The organism is Solitalea canadensis DSM 3403, from assembly GCF_000242635.2.
Classification (GTDB): Bacteria; Bacteroidota; Bacteroidia; order Sphingobacteriales; family Sphingobacteriaceae; genus Solitalea; species Solitalea canadensis.
The window spans coordinates 2,653,520-2,669,751 of record NC_017770.1 but is presented as its reverse complement, the minus strand read 5'-3'; the positions used below and the strand labels follow the sequence as shown (position 1 = coordinate 2,669,751).

General features: G+C 36.0%; 17 protein-coding genes. 7 read left to right on the top strand and 10 right to left on the bottom strand.

From position 1 onward, the window contains the following. The first annotated feature begins 10 nt into the window (after window positions 1-10). The 3 genes from rsmG to SOLCA_RS11090 all read left to right on the top strand — a co-directional run bounded on the left by rsmG (window position 11) and on the right by SOLCA_RS11090 (window position 3,282). Window positions 11-634: a 16S rRNA (guanine(527)-N(7))-methyltransferase RsmG gene (rsmG, locus tag SOLCA_RS11100; protein WP_042479688.1), complete on the top strand. Its 624-nt coding sequence runs from the start codon at window positions 11-13 to the stop codon at window positions 632-634. A gap of 109 nt (window positions 635-743) precedes the next feature. Beyond that, entirely contained in the window at window positions 744-1,838 is a 1,095-nt protein-coding gene (dprA, locus tag SOLCA_RS11095) for a DNA-processing protein DprA (protein ID WP_014680537.1), read from the top strand. Between the two features lie 94 nt (window positions 1,839-1,932). Next, window positions 1,933-3,282, top strand: a complete 1,350-nt coding sequence (locus tag SOLCA_RS11090) for an ammonium transporter (RefSeq protein ID WP_014680536.1) — start codon at window positions 1,933-1,935, stop codon at window positions 3,280-3,282. 265 nt (window positions 3,283-3,547) lie between these two features. Here the strand turns inward: SOLCA_RS11090 and SOLCA_RS11085 are convergent, their stop codons facing one another. The 5 genes from SOLCA_RS11085 to sppA all read right to left on the bottom strand — a co-directional run bounded on the left by SOLCA_RS11085 (window position 3,548) and on the right by sppA (window position 9,107). Beyond that, a complete protein-coding gene (locus tag SOLCA_RS11085) occupies window positions 3,548-4,039 on the bottom strand; it encodes a SixA phosphatase family protein (RefSeq protein WP_014680535.1) in 492 nt (163 codons plus the stop codon). A 9-nt stretch (window positions 4,040-4,048) separates the two neighbouring features. Further along, window positions 4,049-5,038, bottom strand: coding sequence for a glycosyltransferase family 9 protein (locus SOLCA_RS11080; RefSeq protein ID WP_014680534.1), 990 nt, complete (start codon window positions 5,036-5,038; stop codon window positions 4,049-4,051). Window positions 5,039-5,075: 37 nt separating this feature from the next. Beyond that, window positions 5,076-6,746: a DNA polymerase/3'-5' exonuclease PolX gene (locus SOLCA_RS11075; RefSeq protein WP_042479686.1), complete on the bottom strand. Its 1,671-nt coding sequence runs from the start codon at window positions 6,744-6,746 to the stop codon at window positions 5,076-5,078. A gap of 141 nt (window positions 6,747-6,887) precedes the next feature. After that, a complete protein-coding gene (locus tag SOLCA_RS11070; protein WP_014680532.1) occupies window positions 6,888-7,301 on the bottom strand; it encodes an OsmC family protein in 414 nt (137 codons plus the stop codon). 36 nt (window positions 7,302-7,337) lie between these two features. After that, window positions 7,338-9,107, bottom strand: a complete 1,770-nt coding sequence (gene sppA, locus SOLCA_RS11065) for a signal peptide peptidase SppA (RefSeq protein WP_014680531.1) — start codon at window positions 9,105-9,107, stop codon at window positions 7,338-7,340. 147 nt (window positions 9,108-9,254) lie between these two features. On the opposite strand from sppA, the gene folK reads away from it, so the two are divergent. Next, window positions 9,255-9,743, top strand: a complete 489-nt coding sequence (gene folK, locus SOLCA_RS11060) for a 2-amino-4-hydroxy-6-hydroxymethyldihydropteridine diphosphokinase (protein ID WP_042481143.1) — start codon at window positions 9,255-9,257, stop codon at window positions 9,741-9,743. 84 nt (window positions 9,744-9,827) lie between these two features. Here the strand turns inward: folK and purS are convergent, their stop codons facing one another. The 3 genes from purS to rho all read right to left on the bottom strand — a co-directional run bounded on the left by purS (window position 9,828) and on the right by rho (window position 12,609). Then, window positions 9,828-10,079 (bottom strand): phosphoribosylformylglycinamidine synthase subunit PurS, encoded by a 252-nt coding sequence (purS, locus tag SOLCA_RS11055; protein WP_014680529.1) that lies wholly within the window; start codon window positions 10,077-10,079, stop codon window positions 9,828-9,830. Between the two features lie 79 nt (window positions 10,080-10,158). Further along, entirely contained in the window at window positions 10,159-10,866 is a 708-nt protein-coding gene (gene pssA / locus SOLCA_RS11050; RefSeq protein WP_014680528.1) for a CDP-diacylglycerol--serine O-phosphatidyltransferase, read from the bottom strand. 102 nt (window positions 10,867-10,968) lie between these two features. After that, window positions 10,969-12,609, bottom strand: coding sequence for a transcription termination factor Rho (rho, locus tag SOLCA_RS11045; RefSeq protein WP_014680527.1), 1,641 nt, complete (start codon window positions 12,607-12,609; stop codon window positions 10,969-10,971). A 314-nt stretch (window positions 12,610-12,923) separates the two neighbouring features. Here rho and pyrF point away from each other — a divergent pair, with 314 nt between their 5' ends. Beyond that, window positions 12,924-13,751: an orotidine-5'-phosphate decarboxylase gene (gene pyrF / locus SOLCA_RS11040; RefSeq protein WP_014680526.1), complete on the top strand. Its 828-nt coding sequence runs from the start codon at window positions 12,924-12,926 to the stop codon at window positions 13,749-13,751. Between the two features lie 47 nt (window positions 13,752-13,798). Here pyrF and SOLCA_RS11035 read toward each other — a convergent pair whose 3' ends face one another. After that, a complete protein-coding gene (locus tag SOLCA_RS11035) occupies window positions 13,799-14,059 on the bottom strand; it encodes a TFIIB-type zinc ribbon-containing protein (RefSeq protein WP_014680525.1) in 261 nt (86 codons plus the stop codon). 72 nt (window positions 14,060-14,131) lie between these two features. Further along, entirely contained in the window at window positions 14,132-14,575 is a 444-nt protein-coding gene (locus SOLCA_RS11030) for a GNAT family N-acetyltransferase (protein ID WP_014680524.1), read from the bottom strand. Between the two features lie 324 nt (window positions 14,576-14,899). On the opposite strand from SOLCA_RS11030, the gene SOLCA_RS11025 reads away from it, so the two are divergent. After that, on the top strand, window positions 14,900-15,694 hold the full coding sequence (locus SOLCA_RS11025) for a threonine/serine exporter family protein (RefSeq protein WP_014680523.1): 795 nt from the start codon (window positions 14,900-14,902) through the stop codon (window positions 15,692-15,694). Window positions 15,695-15,706: 12 nt separating this feature from the next. After that, window positions 15,707-16,225 (top strand): threonine/serine exporter family protein, encoded by a 519-nt coding sequence (locus SOLCA_RS11020; protein ID WP_014680522.1) that lies wholly within the window; start codon window positions 15,707-15,709, stop codon window positions 16,223-16,225. Window positions 16,226-16,232 lie beyond the last annotated feature (7 nt).

The following is a 16,232-nucleotide window of genomic DNA, read 5'->3' as shown; positions in this document are numbered from 1 at the left end:
GCTTTTCATAATGGATATCATTCTAAAATACTTTCCTGATCTTACAACTACTCAAAAGGAACAATTTAGTAAACTGTTTAATTTATATGCTGAGTGGAATGAAAAAATCAATGTGGTATCCAGAAAAGATATTGAAGAACTTTATGAACGCCATGTATTGCATTCATTGGGTATAGCAAAAGTTATTACGTTTTCTGCTGGAACAAAAATATTGGATATTGGTACTGGTGGTGGGTTTCCGGGTATTCCGTTGGCTATTTTGTTTCCTGAGGTTTCTTTTCATTTAGTTGATTCGATCGGGAAAAAAATAAAAGTAGTTGAAGAAGTTGCCAAAGGATTAGGACTTACCAATGTTAAAACTGAACATGCACGTGCTGAGACAATAAATGAAAAATATGACTTTGTAGTTTCGAGGGCTGTTACCCGGTTAAACAATTTTTGTCCGTGGGTAAAAGGTAAATTTCTTACTGAAAGCAAAAATAAACTTGCGAATGGAATTTTATATTTAAAAGGAGGTGATTTAGAAGAAGAGATTGCTGAAATTAACAAGCAGGTTGTTATGTATCCATTAGGCGATTTCTTTAAAGAAGATTTCTTTGAAACAAAATATGTATTGCACATTCCTTATGTATAGATAAAGGAATATTATAATTGTTAGCTGCTATTTAATTTTTCTAATTGATACCTGTTGCTGTTTTTTACGGACAGGTATACAATTATGTACTTTATTAATTTATTCTACCTTGTCTTTATTACATCAAATTGCGTTAACTCAGATTTCTGGGGTTGGCGACATCCTTGCACGCAATCTAATTAGCTATTGCGGTTCCGCTGAAGCTGTTTTTACCACTAAAAAAATCAGTCTTTTAAAAATTCCTGGTATCGGACCTAAAATAGTTGAAGCTATTAAGGATAGAGCAGTACTCTTAAGGGCTGAAAAAGAAATTAGATTTATTGAGCGGTACGGTATCGAAACCTATTTTTATGCGGATCCTCAGTATCCTAAAAGGTTGAAAAACTGTAATGATGCTCCAATATTGATCTATTTTAAAGGAAATTGTGATTTAAACAGGCAACGGATCATCAATATTGTTGGTTCCCGAAAAGCAACGGAGTATGGAAAGGAATTTACCCGTCGTTTTGTTGAAGGTATTTGTCAGTACAATCCAATTATTGTTAGTGGTTTGGCTTATGGAATAGATATAGCGGCTCATAAGGAAGCGCTTAGAAATAATTTATCTACAATAGGAGTATTAGCTCATGGTTTGGATAAAATTTACCCGGGAACACATAGAAGTATTGCTGAGAAAATGTTGGAAACAGGTGGATTGCTAAGTGAATTTCCTTCTGAAACCAATGCAGATCGTGAAAACTTCCCTAAACGCAACAGGATTGTAGCTGGAATAGCTGATGCTACTATTGTTATTGAAGCAGGAGAATCGGGTGGGGCGTTAATAACTGCGGATATTGCCAATAGTTATAATAAGGATGTATTTGCAGTTCCGGGTAGAGTTAATGATGATTACTCTATTGGATGCAATAATCTCATCAGAGATAACAAAGCACAAATAATCACTTCTGCCAAAGATTTTGTCAGTTTTATGCTGTGGGAAGATAAAGTAAAGTCTAATATTAAGACGATTTCGTTATTTGTTGAGTTATCAAAGGATGAAAAGTTTGTTTTTGATATAATTTCTGCTGAAAAGTCTATTTATATAGATGATTTAATCTTTAAATGTGGGTTTTCGTGTAGTTTTGTTTCAAAAATACTTCTTCAATTAGAGTTTAATAGTCTTATTAAGCAGTTACCTGGTAAATATTATACAGTTATTTCTTGAAATTCTAATAAAAGATTATTTTTTATTCAATTTTATATGGATAAATAAAATTTAATCTTATTTTTGAGCCATAAAGAAAATAATATTTCAAGTTATGGCTAAAAAGTGGCATTTTTTTCTGTTTATTTTGCTGTTGATTTCTGTTGTTGGTCTTTTCGCTCCAGTTTCGGGCGGGAATGCTGATAATTCAGCAATTGTTCCTGCGGATATAGCATGGATTTTAACTGCTTCGGCTATGGTTTTCTTTATGACGCCAGGTTTAGCCTTTTTTTATGGTGGAATGGTTAATAAAAAGAATATTATTTCAACCATGCTGTCAAGTTTTATCGCTTTAGGTGTTATTACAGTATTATGGGTGGTAGTAGGATTTAGTTTGGCTTTTGGTGATGATGTTGGTGGTTTTATTGGAAGTCCTAAAACATTTTTTATGTTTAATCATGTGTTTAGTGGTGCTCCATGGAAGCTGGCTCCCACAATACCATTGATGCTTTTTGCAATTTTTCAATTAAAGTTCGCTATTATAACACCGGCAATTGTAGTTGGTGCGGTAGCTGAACGCATAAAATTTGCCGGTTATTTACTGGTAATGATCTTGTTTACATTATTTGTTTATACTCCACTTGCTCACTGGACCTGGCATCCGGAAGGGTTCTTGTTTAAAATGGGTGTTCTGGATTTTGCTGGTGGAACGGTTGTACACATTTCGGCAGGTTGTGCAGCACTTGCCGGAGCTCTGGTGCTTAAGCCTCGTCAGGATCTTTTAAAAGGTAATAGTATTTTTCCCGCTAATATCCCTTATGTAATTCTTGGAACCGGTATGTTGTGGTTTGGATGGTTTGGGTTTAATGCTGGTTCGGCGTTATCTGCATCTTCACTGGCTGTGTATGCATTTGCCACTACCGCAGTAGCTTCTGCTTCTGCTGCGTTAAGCTGGATTTTCTTCGATGCTGCCCGAGGCAGAAAACCTTCTGCTTTGGGTGCTTGCATCGGTGCTGTAGTTGGTTTGGTTGCCATTACACCGGGAGCCGGCTTTGTAGCAATCGGTCCGAGTATATTTATCGGTGCTGTAACAAGTATTATTTCTAACCTGGCTGTTCACTGGAAATCAAAAACATCTATTGATGATACGTTGGATGTTTTCCCTTGTCACGGGTTAGGTGGAATTATAGGAATGTTGTTGACTGGTGTTTTTGCTAATAAAACAATTAATCCTGCCGGAGCAGATGGATTGTTTTATGGAGGAATAGATTTGTTTAACAAGCACCTGATCGCTTTATTAATTGTAGTAGCTTATAGCTTCTGTGTTTCATGGGTAATTTTCAAGATTGCTAATGCTTTAATCGGATTACGGGTAGACGAAGAGAATGAAAACATTGGTCTTGATCTGAGCCAACACGACGAAACTTATTCTAGTCGTCGTAATGTGTATGTACCTCAATCATAAGGTTTATTGATAAATTGGTCCCGAGCCCTGATGCCGTCGCCCGGCGGATCAGGGCTCTTTTTTTGTTTAGATATGAGATATGGGATTTGAGATGTGAGACATGTGTTGTTGATACTTTATCTCACATCTCTATATTCATTGAACAATCATATAGCGATCTCTAAAATCTTAAGTTCAGTTATCTTAAATCTCAAAATATATAGTTATCTCATAAAATATTAAGTTTAGTTATCTCGCATCTCACATCTCATATCCCAAAACCATCTCAAACCTTCTTCGGATAGTCAATATAAGTTGAAATTCCTATTCCGTGACTAACGAGTTTCCAGCTATCCAGATCAAAATCTATCTTCACGATTCCTGAGGTAGGTAGGTTGATCAAGTCGTTGTCAGTTAAGTAATTAAATAGATCTGTTAACCCTGGATTATGTCCAAACATAACTACACAGTTGTTCCTGTCGTCAATTTCATTGATGGTTTTCAATAACGTTGAAACTCCGGCTTCATAAATTTCTGCACATTGCTGTATTTTTTCTGCCTTATAATTTAAGGGTTCGGCAAAAAGCTGAGCCGTTGTTAATGCTCTTACCGCAGGGCTTGATAAGATCAAATCGGGCGAGTTTACTTTTTTTGCTAAGATTTTTGCCATAGCAGGAGCGTCTCTCAATCCACGATCATTCAAGGGTCTTTCAAAATCAGAGATACCGGTTATCGTTTTATCTGATTTTGCATGTCTGACAAGGTATAATGTTTTCATTGTAATTGGTTAGAAATTAAATTCAATCTCTTTCATGCATTTAAAGTGATTTTTGGGACAAGAATTTCTGCCTGCTTTAGAACATGGACGGCAATTAAGGTTATTATTCTCAAAAATTACAGGATTTTTGCAATATGGACGGAAACCGACAGGAGAGGTTGTTCCCCAAATTGAATACACTGTTTCGTGAAAAGCAGCTCCAATATGCGTTAACCCTGTATCATGCCCAAAAACTCGCCCTGCCTGCTTAACCAACCATGCTGATTGACTGATAGTTAGTTTGCCAGAATAATTAATTACTGCAGGTACATTGCTTTCCGGGTTTTCAATCGCTTTTTGTTTGTAATGTTCTTCAAGTAAATCTCCGGTTTCAATATCCTCTTTACCTCCAACTAAAATTACCGGTCGGGCGATTTTATCGCATAATTCGGTCATCTTATTAAATGGGAGTAGTTTAGTAAATGCACTTCCTCCAATTACAAAAACGTCAAATCCGTTTTGCAATGGTGCCGGTAAATTCGCCGTAGCAATTTCATCTTCCGGTAGAAAGAAATAATCCAGTCCTTTTCCATCATTCTCAACACCTAATGGCTCAACTGTTTTCATATACCGGTCAACAATGTGCCAATCGGGCATTATTTTCCATTGAAAACGTGTGAAGAAAAATCGTTGAAGGCTAAGCTTGGTATAAGTATAAGTTTTAGCCTTTAACTTCCATTTTATTTTTGCCGTTCGCAGATTTTTATGAAGATCAATAACGTAATCAAATTTTTCATCTTTCCAAGATTCGATTAACTGATTTAAATTGTCATTCGTAAGTAAATGCAGTTTATCGATATAGGGGTTTGCTTTAACAACATCCTTAAAAACAGATTTTACTGCAAAATGCAGTTCAACATTTGGCAATTGCTCTTTTACTGCCCTTATTACGGGGGTAGTCCAAACTATATCACCGATAGAAGAGAAACGTATGATTAAAATTTTAGTTTTTGGAGTCATTTGTATGGTTCAATAAGCTAATATAGATGCTGAAAATCTATTTTGACTTTTTTGTCGCAAATTTAGCAGCAATTTCCACTGCCGACAATGCATTAAAGCACATATTTTTAGTTAATCCAGCTTTTCGTGCAACATGTACGCCATATTTCATATCATGAATACCTTCTTTACGGTGGGCATCAGGATTGATAGAGATCATTACATTTTTGCTTAATGCATAATCGATCCATTTCCAATCCATATCTAAACGCAAAGGATTTGAATTTAGTTCGATAACTACATTATTTGCAGCACAAGCATCTATGATTAATTTATGGTCAATTGAATAACCTTCACGAGCCAATAATAAACGTCCGGTAGGGTGGCCCAGTACCGTTGTGTACGGATTTTCAATAGCTTTTAGTAAACGTTCAGTTGCTTTTTCTTGAGTCATTTTTAATTGTGAATGCACCGAAGCAACTACTAAATCGAAACTTGCAAGTACATTGTCAGCATAATCAAGAGCGCCATCATACAAAATATCAGACTCAATTCCCTTAAAAATGCGGAAAGGAGCAAGCTCAATATTTAATTGATCAATTTCTGCATGCTGTTTTGCAACCCGGTCTTCAAATAATCCATTTGCATAGAATGCAGACTTAGAGTGATCACAAATACCTAAATATTCATAACCTAAGTCCTTGCAGTACAATGCCATCTCTCGCAAAGTATGAATTCCATCACTGTAAGTACTGTGATTATGTATTGTTCCTTTTAGGTCTTCTAGAACTATAATATTACCATGATCTATAGATTTTAGCTTATTTTCGTCCCAATCCTCTCTTAATTCAGGTATGATGTAAGGCCAGTTAACAGATTCATAAATTGATTGTTCAGATGTTAATAACTTAAGCTCGTCAAGACTGTCGGAAGCGGAGATTAACTGAACATGTGAGCTGCTTCCTGTTGCAACAAATGCATTCCACGTAAGTTCAGCGGGTGCAGAAAGCACTAATTCAAGTTGAAAATTGTCGAAAGAGCCATTCCAGGTATTCTCTTGTATTGAAGTTCCTGTAAAATGTTCTGTCGTATTTAATTGTTCGATAACTAATGAAGGATTCTCAGTAGCAATAACAAAGCTGAAAATATCAATAATCTCACATTTTCTGGCCATTTGTCCGGCAACTTTAACTTCGAAAACTCCTGAAAGTGAGTTTAATAGGTCAATAAGTTTATCTGCAACTTCTTCAGCTCGCGCGTATAATAATTTACCAATATTCGACATGGTAAACTCAATGATGCGTTTAATATCTTCCTGGGTCCTCAATCCAAACCCTTTAGCCTCAACTAATCGATTTTCATTGCAAGCGTAATAAAGTTCACCAATGCTCTCAATACCAAGTTGTTTCCAGATGATCTGCACTTTTTTAGGTCCTAATCCTTTTATTGTCAGCATTTCAACAATTCCGGAAGGAGTTATTTGCAATAATTGCGTGAGCTCTTCAATAGATCCGGTTTGATTAAGCTCATCAACTTTAAGTGCGATACTTTTACCAATACCATCCACTTTTTCAAGTTGTTCAAGCGGGAGGGTGCTGATTTTAACCGCAGACTTGTCTATTTTAAAAGCTGCATTGGCTACTGATTTTATTTTAAACGGATTTTCTTCCTGTAACTCCATTAATTGCGATAATAAACGCAATGTGCGGGCAATCATCTTGTTTTCCATTACTGCAATATTAGCTATAAGTTACCAGTTATCAGAAACCGGTGCTATAATTTTATCCAATCTTGTTGATAGCATGAAAATAAAAAAACGACTGAAAAACTCAGTCGTTTTTATTTTTTAAAGAATCAGAATTGATACAAATTATGAAATCAATTCAGCTTCCATCGTAATCTTTGTATTTAAAACTTTTGAAATCGGGCAGTTAAGTTCTGCATCTTTTGCGCATTCCTGAAATATTGCGGCATCAATGCCCGGAACTTTAGCTTTTACTGTTAAATGGCTTTCAACTAATGCACCATTTTCAAATGTTATAGCACATTGAGTGTTGATTTCATCGGCAGTAAAGCCTGCTTCATTTAATGAAAAGCTCAGCTTCATCGTAAAACAACCTGAATGAGCAGCAGCAATTAGCTCTTCCGGATTGGTTCCAATACCTTCAGCAAAACGGCTGTTAAATGAATACTGTGTATTATTTAAAACTGTACTTTGAGTAGAAAGGGTTCCGGTTCCTTCTTTTCCTGAACCTTTCCAGATTGCGGTGGCTGATCGTTTCATATAGGGATTTTAGTTTATTTGGATGAAGTTATAAGCTTAATTTACTGAAAACTCAAACGGCATGCGTGCTTGAACGCCTTTTAACTGTGAAACTTTTTTAATTTGTTCGTAGATCTTGTATTCCGGACCTAACTCTTTTTTAAGAATCGAAGTCTGGATATCATCCGTCACATTACCAAAGAAACTTTCAAAGATTGATTTTTGAGAAGGATAAGGCACCGTTCTATAGCTGGTAATCTTAGCTAGTTTAGCGGCTTCTTCAATCGCATCATTTAATCCGCCAATTTTATCAACTAAACCAATACTTAGCGCTTCTGTACCGCTCCATACTCTTCCCTGGCCAATGCTATCCACATTAGACTGCGATTTGCTGCGGCCAGAGGCTACTTTTTTAGTAAAGGTGTTATAGGTTTGATTTACTTCACGTTGTAAAATCAGTTTTTCAGAATCAGATAAAGGTCTGCTGATGGTTCCCATATCTGCATGTTCGCCAGTTTTTACCCCGTCGAAAGTTACGCCCAGCTTATTATTAAAGAATTTCTGTGCATTTGGAATGATACCGAAAACTCCGATAGAGCCGGTAATAGTATTTGGTTGAGCAAAAATCTTATTTGCGGCGCATGAAATGTAATATCCTCCGGAAGCAGCATAATCGCCCATCGAAACAACAACAGGTTTTACTTTTTTAGCTAACTCAACTTCTCTCCATATTACGTCGGAAGCAAGAGCGCTTCCTCCTGGTGAATTTACTCGGAAAACAATAGCTTTAACTTTGTCATTTTCACGCACTTCGCGAATGGCACGTGAAATACGTTCAGAACCAATAACATTGTCGTTACCTTCGCCTCCTGTAATTTCACCTGATGCATAAACAACAGCAATACGGTCAGATGGCAATTCTCCGGTTTCATCAATAGAACTTCTGTATTTCTTTAAGCTCACAACATTAACATCGTCTTCAGACTTGGTTTTAGTTTGTGCTTTTAAATGATGAATGATCTCGTCCTTATATTTTAAACCATCAACAAGTCTCAATTTTAATGCATCTTCAGGCGACTGTGCTAATAACTGATTAGCAATGAGTCTCAAGGAATCGGTTGTTATTTTCCGTGATTTACCAATTTTGGCTAAAAAATGGTTATACATCGAACCTAAAAAAGACATGGTTTGAGTACGGTTAGCGTCACTCATTTTATCAAGGATAAAAGGTTCTACAGCACTTTTATAAGTGCCAACCTTGATTACCTGCGCTTCAATTTCCAGTTTATCCAAGGCACCTTTTAAAAACATGATTTCACTGCCAAAACCTTTAAATTCAAGTCCTCCTACAGGATTTAGGTAAATTTTATCAGCTGCAGTAGCTACATAATATCCTTTTTGAGTAAGGTACTCGCTATAGGCAACAATGAATTTTTTTGAAGTTTTAAAATCGATCAGGGCATTACGGATTTCTTCAACTGTAGCAAAGCCTGCTCCAACGGAAGTCGAATTGATATAGATACCTTTGATTTTCGGGTCGTCTTTTGCTTTTTTAATGCCACTCAAAATATCGTTTAATCCTACTGTATTTTTACTCTGCAAGTCATTGTAATTATAGTCAGAGAAAGGATCAGAAGGAGTGCGTTCCGGAATATCGTAATCAAAATTCAATACGAGTACTGAGTTATCTTTAATCTGAACATTTTTCTCTTTACTTGCAGAACTTATAATTCCGGCAATGATCGCGAAGAAAAGTATTGTACCAATAATGAGGGTAATAAACGTACCCAACATGGAAGCAAATACAAATTTGAAAAATTGAGCCATGAAGAATTTTTTATGTTGAATAGCTATTTAATTTAAAAAACTTGTGAATGTTTTTCGATGATGTTTAAAACTAATAAATCTTACACAAGTATACTAAATAAATTATTATTAAAATTGCTCGTAAATCATAATCTACGCTATTTTTTAATGAATGAGCTATATGTATTATTAGGAGGAAACTTAGGTAATAGGGAACAAAATTTGGCCCAAGCTATTAAGTTATTGGAAGAAAGAGTGGGGGAGATTAACGGGTGTTCGTCACTGTATGAAACGGATGCATGGGGAAAAACCGATCAGCCTGATTTTTTAAATCAAGCGGTTAAAATCAATCCATTTAAAGACAATGCCCATGAAATATTAGCTGATATACTGCAAATTGAACATGAGTTGGGTCGAGAACGTTTTGAAAGGTGGGGAGAACGATTGATTGATATTGATATTTTGTTATTGGGTCAATCGGTGATTAATACACAACGTCTAACAATACCGCACCCTGAGCTACAAAACAGGCTTTTTGCTTTGATACCGCTTAATGAAATTGCTGCATCAGTAATTCATCCGGTTTATCAGAAAACGATAGCCACTCTACTAGAAGAATGTCCTGATAAACTTGAAGTACGCAAAATTATTCAATAAGAATAAAAAAAACAAACCGGTAAGATTATTACCGGTTTGTTTTATAATGTGATCAAACGTTTTGATCGTCTGATTTTCTTAAAATTAAGCCTGGTGCAAAGTAAAATGGTATTGCTCCATAATTAAATTGGCAAGTAATTTTTTGCAGGCAGTATCAACTTTTTCAGTAGCAACTGCTTCGTTTTCAGCTTCAACTTCTAAAGTAATGTGTTTTCCGATACGCACATTATGAATTTCACTTAAACCTAAGTTTTTCATACTTCCGGTTACAGCTTTTCCCTGTGGATCAAGAATTTCCTTTAACGGCATTACATCAATTTCAGCAATAAATTTCATGTTTTTTAGTTTTATTTTTTTAGTTGCTATTGGCAGCTGACACTTCCAACAGGTTTCAATTAATGCTAATTAAACTCTACTATTCCGGTGATACTTTATATTCAACCAATGATAATAGAATATAAATCAACAGGATCAGCGGAACTGCGGCAAATTTAAACAAAATGATGAATACCATCGAAGAGATGATTAAAATATACCGAAGTTTATTGGATTGCCAGTCGAATGACTTGAATTTGAGTGCAATAAGAGGCAATTCACAAACCAGTAAATAGCTCTGAATGATGATTAACAAGAAAATAAAAAATGGCGGATGCTCCAAAACCCAGTTAATAATAGGGTAGCTATCTAAAATAAAAGCAAAAGAACCTATAAATAAAGCATTAATAGGGGTTGGAACGCCTATAAAACGATCAGTCTGACGTTCATCTACATTAAATTTGGCTAAGCGTAAAGCCGAAAATATAGTTACAATAAACCCTGAATAAGCTAAATATTGATAATCAGGAGCTAGAGAATGCTTTAAAATGGTGAACAATATAACGCCGGGTACAAACCCAAAGCTTACCATATCAGCCAATGAGTCGAGCTCTTTTCCGATTATTGATGGAGCATTTAACAAGCGGGCAGCAAAACCGTCTATAAAATCAAAAAAAGCGGCTAACAACATTAAGTAGGTTACCACTTTCAGATCACTGATTTCAACCGCATTTATGCCATAAACAGCAGCAATACAACCTGAAAACAGGTTTAAACAAGTAATAAAGTTTGGTATATGTTTTTTCATTGATATTAGATTTGAGATGTGAGATTGTTGATATGAGATCAATCGAAATCAATCTCATACCCTAAACTCATATCTCACATCTCATAATTCACATCGATATTTTTATCCGTTCATTGAAACTAAGAACTCTTCGTTTGATTTTGTTCCTCTGATTCGCGATAGCAAGAATTCCATCGCTTCCTGAGAGTTCATATCTGCCAAGTGGTTACGTAAGATCCAGATGCGTTGTAGCATTTCTTTGTCCAGTAACAGATCTTCACGACGAGTACTTGATGCAGTAAGGTCGATAGCAGGGTAGATACGTTTGTTAGAAAGTTTGCGATCCAGCTGTAGCTCCATGTTACCGGTACCTTTAAATTCTTCAAAGATAACCTCGTCCATTTTAGAGCCTGTATCAATCAATGCTGTTGCCAAAATGGTTAATGAACCACCATTTTCTATTTTACGGGCAGCACCGAAGAAACGTTTTGGTTTATGTAATGCATTGGCGTCAACACCTCCAGATAAAATTTTACCTGAAGCAGGTTGAACAGTGTTGTATGCACGTGCTAAACGAGTGATCGAGTCTAACAAGATAACTACATCATGTCCGCATTCTACCATACGTTTTGCTTTTTCCAAAACGATATTGGCAATTTTAACGTGACGTTCAGCAGGCTCATCAAAAGTTGATGAAATTACTTCGGCACGTACACTGCGAGCCATATCTGTCACCTCTTCAGGACGCTCATCGATCAAAAGTATGATCAAATAAACTTCAGGGTGGTTAGCTGCAATTGCATTGGCAACATCTTTTAATAAAGAAGTCTTACCGGTTTTAGGTTGAGCCACGATCATTCCACGTTGTCCTTTACCAATTGGTGTAAACATATCCATGATACGTGTAGATTGGTTAGTGCTGTTATCTGTAAACAGGTTTAAGCGCTCATAAGGGAAAAGAGGAGTAAGGTAATCAAATGGAACGCGGTCACGAACTTCTGCGGGTACGCGTCCGTTGATTGATTCAACACGCACCAATGGGAAGTATTTCTCACCTTCTTTAGGAGGGCGAATGCTACCGCGAACAGTATCTCCGGTTTTTAAACCAAATAATTTTATCTGCGACTGTGATACATAAATATCATCAGGGGAAGTTAAATAGTTATAATCAGCCGAACGTAAGAAACCATAACCGTCAGGCATGATCTCTAAAACACCTTCATTAACAATAACATTTTCAAAATCAACCGTAGCCAATGCATTTGATTCTAAGCTTGTACGTGTCTTAGGATCCGTATGTTGGTTTGATGGGGTTTGATAAGTTGGTTGTTTTGTGTTTTTGTCGTTTGTATATTCTGTACGACGACGTTGCGGGCGGTTTTCTGTAGGTGTGAATTCTCTTTTTTCAGTTACAGGAGCTTCCGGTGGAGCTGCAGGCGTTTCTTCTGTTTCCGCAGCAGGTTTACTTGCATAAACCACTTTTTCAGCTTCTTTAGGTACTTTTCGCGTAATTCTTTTGCGTTTAGATGCTTCCTTTAATGAGTCGTCATCGAAGGTTGGTTCTTCAAAGTCGGTATCTGCCTCATTAATAATATCCGTTTCAATAGCAGCCTGATTGCTGATACTTGAAATTGCTTGAGTATCAAGGATTTTGTAGATGAGTTCCTGCTTCCGTAATTCGTCAAAATCAGGAATTTCAAGTCCCTTTGCAATCTCTCTAAGCTCCGAGACGAGCTTGTCGTTCAGTTCAATAATGTCGTACATCAATTAAAATAAAAATTTTTTTTGGAATCAGTAAAGAATGTTTCTTAATGATAAAGAGAATATAACTAATGGTAATAGTAGTATAATATAGTTTCGAAATTTGATATAGAAAAGTTGTTGATTTTTTCTCTCACAAAAGAGTTTTAGAAAGAGATAACATTGCAATAGTAGTTATTAATTTTAATTAATCAAATTTTTTTACAATTGTTTTTCATAAAATTTTAAAGATTTAAGTATTTAAAAAAGCAAAGGTTCTTTTGTTCTGTGTTGAGATGTTGAAAATTAAATTACCTTTGTCGACCTGATTTTATGCTATGACCAGACAGCAGTTATTTGATACTATTTTAGAAAAACGTTCCTTTTTGTGTGTAGGCCTTGATACCGATATAACAAAAATCCCGCCACATTTATTAAAAGAAGAAAATCCAGTAGTTGAGTTTAATCGTCAAATTATTGAAGCTACTGCGGAGTTCTGTGTTGCGTATAAACCCAATACAGCTTTTTATGAAAGTATGGGTGTGAAAGGGTGGCAAAATCTTCAGGAAACAATGAATCTTGTGCCTGAAAATATATTTACTATTGCTGATGCAAAACGTGGTGATATAGGAAATACTTCAGCCATGTATGCAAGAGCCTTCTTTAATAAAGAAGAATCTGGTTTTGATTTTGATTCGGTAACTGTAGCTCCATACATGGGAGTTGATAGTGTTAGTCCGTTTTTAGGTTTTGATAATAAATGGGTAATTCTTTTGGCACTTACTTCAAATGAAGGTGGAAAGGATTTCCAGTTCTCTGAACTTAAATCTGAAGAAAAGCTGTTTGAAAAAGTTGTTAAAACTGCTCATACCTGGGGATCGCCTGAACAAATTATGTTTGTAGTTGGAGCAACAAGAGCAAGTGAACTAAGTGATTTTAGAAAGATTGCTCCTGATAATTTTTTACTGGTTCCGGGTGTAGGGGCACAAGGCGGCAGCTTACAAGAAGTTGCTCAGTTTGGCATGAATGATAAATGCGGTTTATTGGTAAACTCCTCAAGGGCTATTATATATGCTTCAAAAGGAGAAGATTTTGCTGAAAAGGCGAGAGAAGAAGCTAAAAAACTGCGAGACGAAATGGATATTTTACTAGATAAATATTTATAATGAAAAAGCGACAATCAGCTGATTGTCGCTTTTTTTATGCATGTATCTTAGTCAAAATCAAGAAAATCACTTAAGAATGATTTTTTCTTTTTGGGATGATAATTCTTTTTGTCATGTTCATCATATCCATAACGTTTAAAATCATTATCATAGTTTTCGCGACTTGAGTAGTGATTTCCTGTACGTTCAATAATTTTATCCAGTTCACCTTTATCCAACCAGATTCCTCTGCATTGAGGACAATAATCGATTTCCACACCATTTCTATCGGTCATTACCAATGTTTCACTACAATTTGGACATTTCATAATAGTAAGAGATATATTTCCTATTTAACGGATGTACGGTTGAATTGTTGTTTCCTAATTGTTACGTATTTATTAAATAGGCTTTTTCATGCAAACACTATTATCGACGCCGGCATATTGTCCGTAATTAGGAATGATTGAAAATGCTTTTCCCTGATAAAGAGCAATTGCTTCTGGCTGCGCTTTCCCGGTTTCCAATATTAATGAAGAATAATTGAGTTCCTTTGCCCATTTCTCTAATTCCGCTAAAACAGCACTGGCAATACCTTTTCTTCGGCAATCATCCTTAACATACATTCTTTTTAATTCAGCTACGCCATCTTCATATTGTTTAATAGCGCCACAGCCAACCGGAATTTCATCTAAATAAGCTACAACTGCATGTTTAATTGAATCAATTTTATTAAACTGGTCATAGAATGCATGATCTTCACCGTCACGAATGGCTAGGTCTCCGTCTAGCAATGATACAAGGTATATGAAATCAGGGTGTTGAGAATCGGTACGAATTAACATAAACAGGAATAAAAAGTTAAATTTCAGATGATCTGTTAAAAATCTAAGGCAAGTTAATGAAAATTGATTTTTATTTAGATTTTATGATATAAAACATGTTTAAAAACATGTTTTAAACTGATAATATTCATATAATTTAATAGTAAATCGAATGAATTTTGCCATTGTTTAGTGGTTACTGCTATTGAACCTATTAAATCTCATGCGACTTAACTAGATTTAATTCCTTGATTAGTACTGTTTGGCATAAAATGATAATTAATCAGTATTCTTAAGGAGATCAATTTAACACGAATACATAAAAATAATATTAAAATTTTTAGAATGAACACAGAAGTGAGCCAATCACCAAGCGGTAGCACCAGCCGGGTTGCCAATCTGTTGCTTAAGATAGGAGCATTGCTGCTCACATCGGGTAGTAATAGCCGACGTATTAGTGTAAATATGCTTCGTATAGCAAATGCATGGGGATACAACCTTGAGCTGTTTTCATCCTTTACCGGCATAATGATAACGCTAACTGATAAGGAAAATCCACTGGATACTGTAACCCGATTTCAACGGGTACCAATGCATGGAGTCAATTTTGCCATTGTGAGTAGCATCAGCATTCTATCCTGGGATGTTCATAATGAACAAATGGAAATAGAAGAAGTGGAAGCCAAAGTAGAAAAGATCAGGGAAATACCTCATTACCCTCGCTGGGTACTTTTTTTGGGTATCGGATTAGCTTGTGCAAGCTTGTGCTTATTGATGAATGGCGATTATAAAAACGCAGGCATTGCTTTTATCGCTTCTGTTGCCGGACTTTATTGCAGGCAATTACTCACTAAGAGACGATTCAACGTACTTATATCTGTACTGGCAGCTTCTTTTGTTACCAGTATTATTGCAGGCTTGGACGTTTTAATGCATATAGGAAAAACTCCTGAATCAACTTTAGCTACCAGTGTTTTGTACTTGGTACCCGGCGTTCCGCTATTGAATGCCATTATGGACCTTGTTGAAGGGCATATCCCAACAGCAATTGCCCGTGGAATTTATGGAGCCTGCATAGTACTTAGTATCGCTATTGGTATGATACTAAGCATGTTAATTATAGGATTTAACAATTATTAATACAGCATAGCTATGAATTTGGAATCGAATTTAGTACTCATTTTAAGAGACGGTATACTGGCTTTTTTTGTAGGAATCGGCTTCGCTTTATTATTTAATACTCCCAAGAAAGCATTAATTACAGCAGGTTTGTTGGGCGCTGCCGGTCACATGCTTCGGTTTATTTTAAGGGAAGAATGCGGACAAAGTATTATTGTATCAACTTTATCTGCATCATTGTTAATAGGCTTTGCCAGTATTTTTGTTGCGCATATTGTTCATACTCCGCCAATTGTGTTTTCAATGCCGGCATGTATCACAATGATTCCGGGATTGTACGCTTATCGTACTATGTTAGGGGTGGCAAAACTAACCGATAAGGATCTCGCTTTTAGCTCACCGCATTTATTAACAGAAACGGCCCATTATTTTATTCTGACGGGTTCACTGCTTTTCTCTCTTGCGATCGGACTTTGTGTTGGAACGTTGATCTTCCGTAAAAAAAGTATCAAAGAAATAAACCTGCCGAGATTAGGAAAATCAGCAGGTTAACCAAATG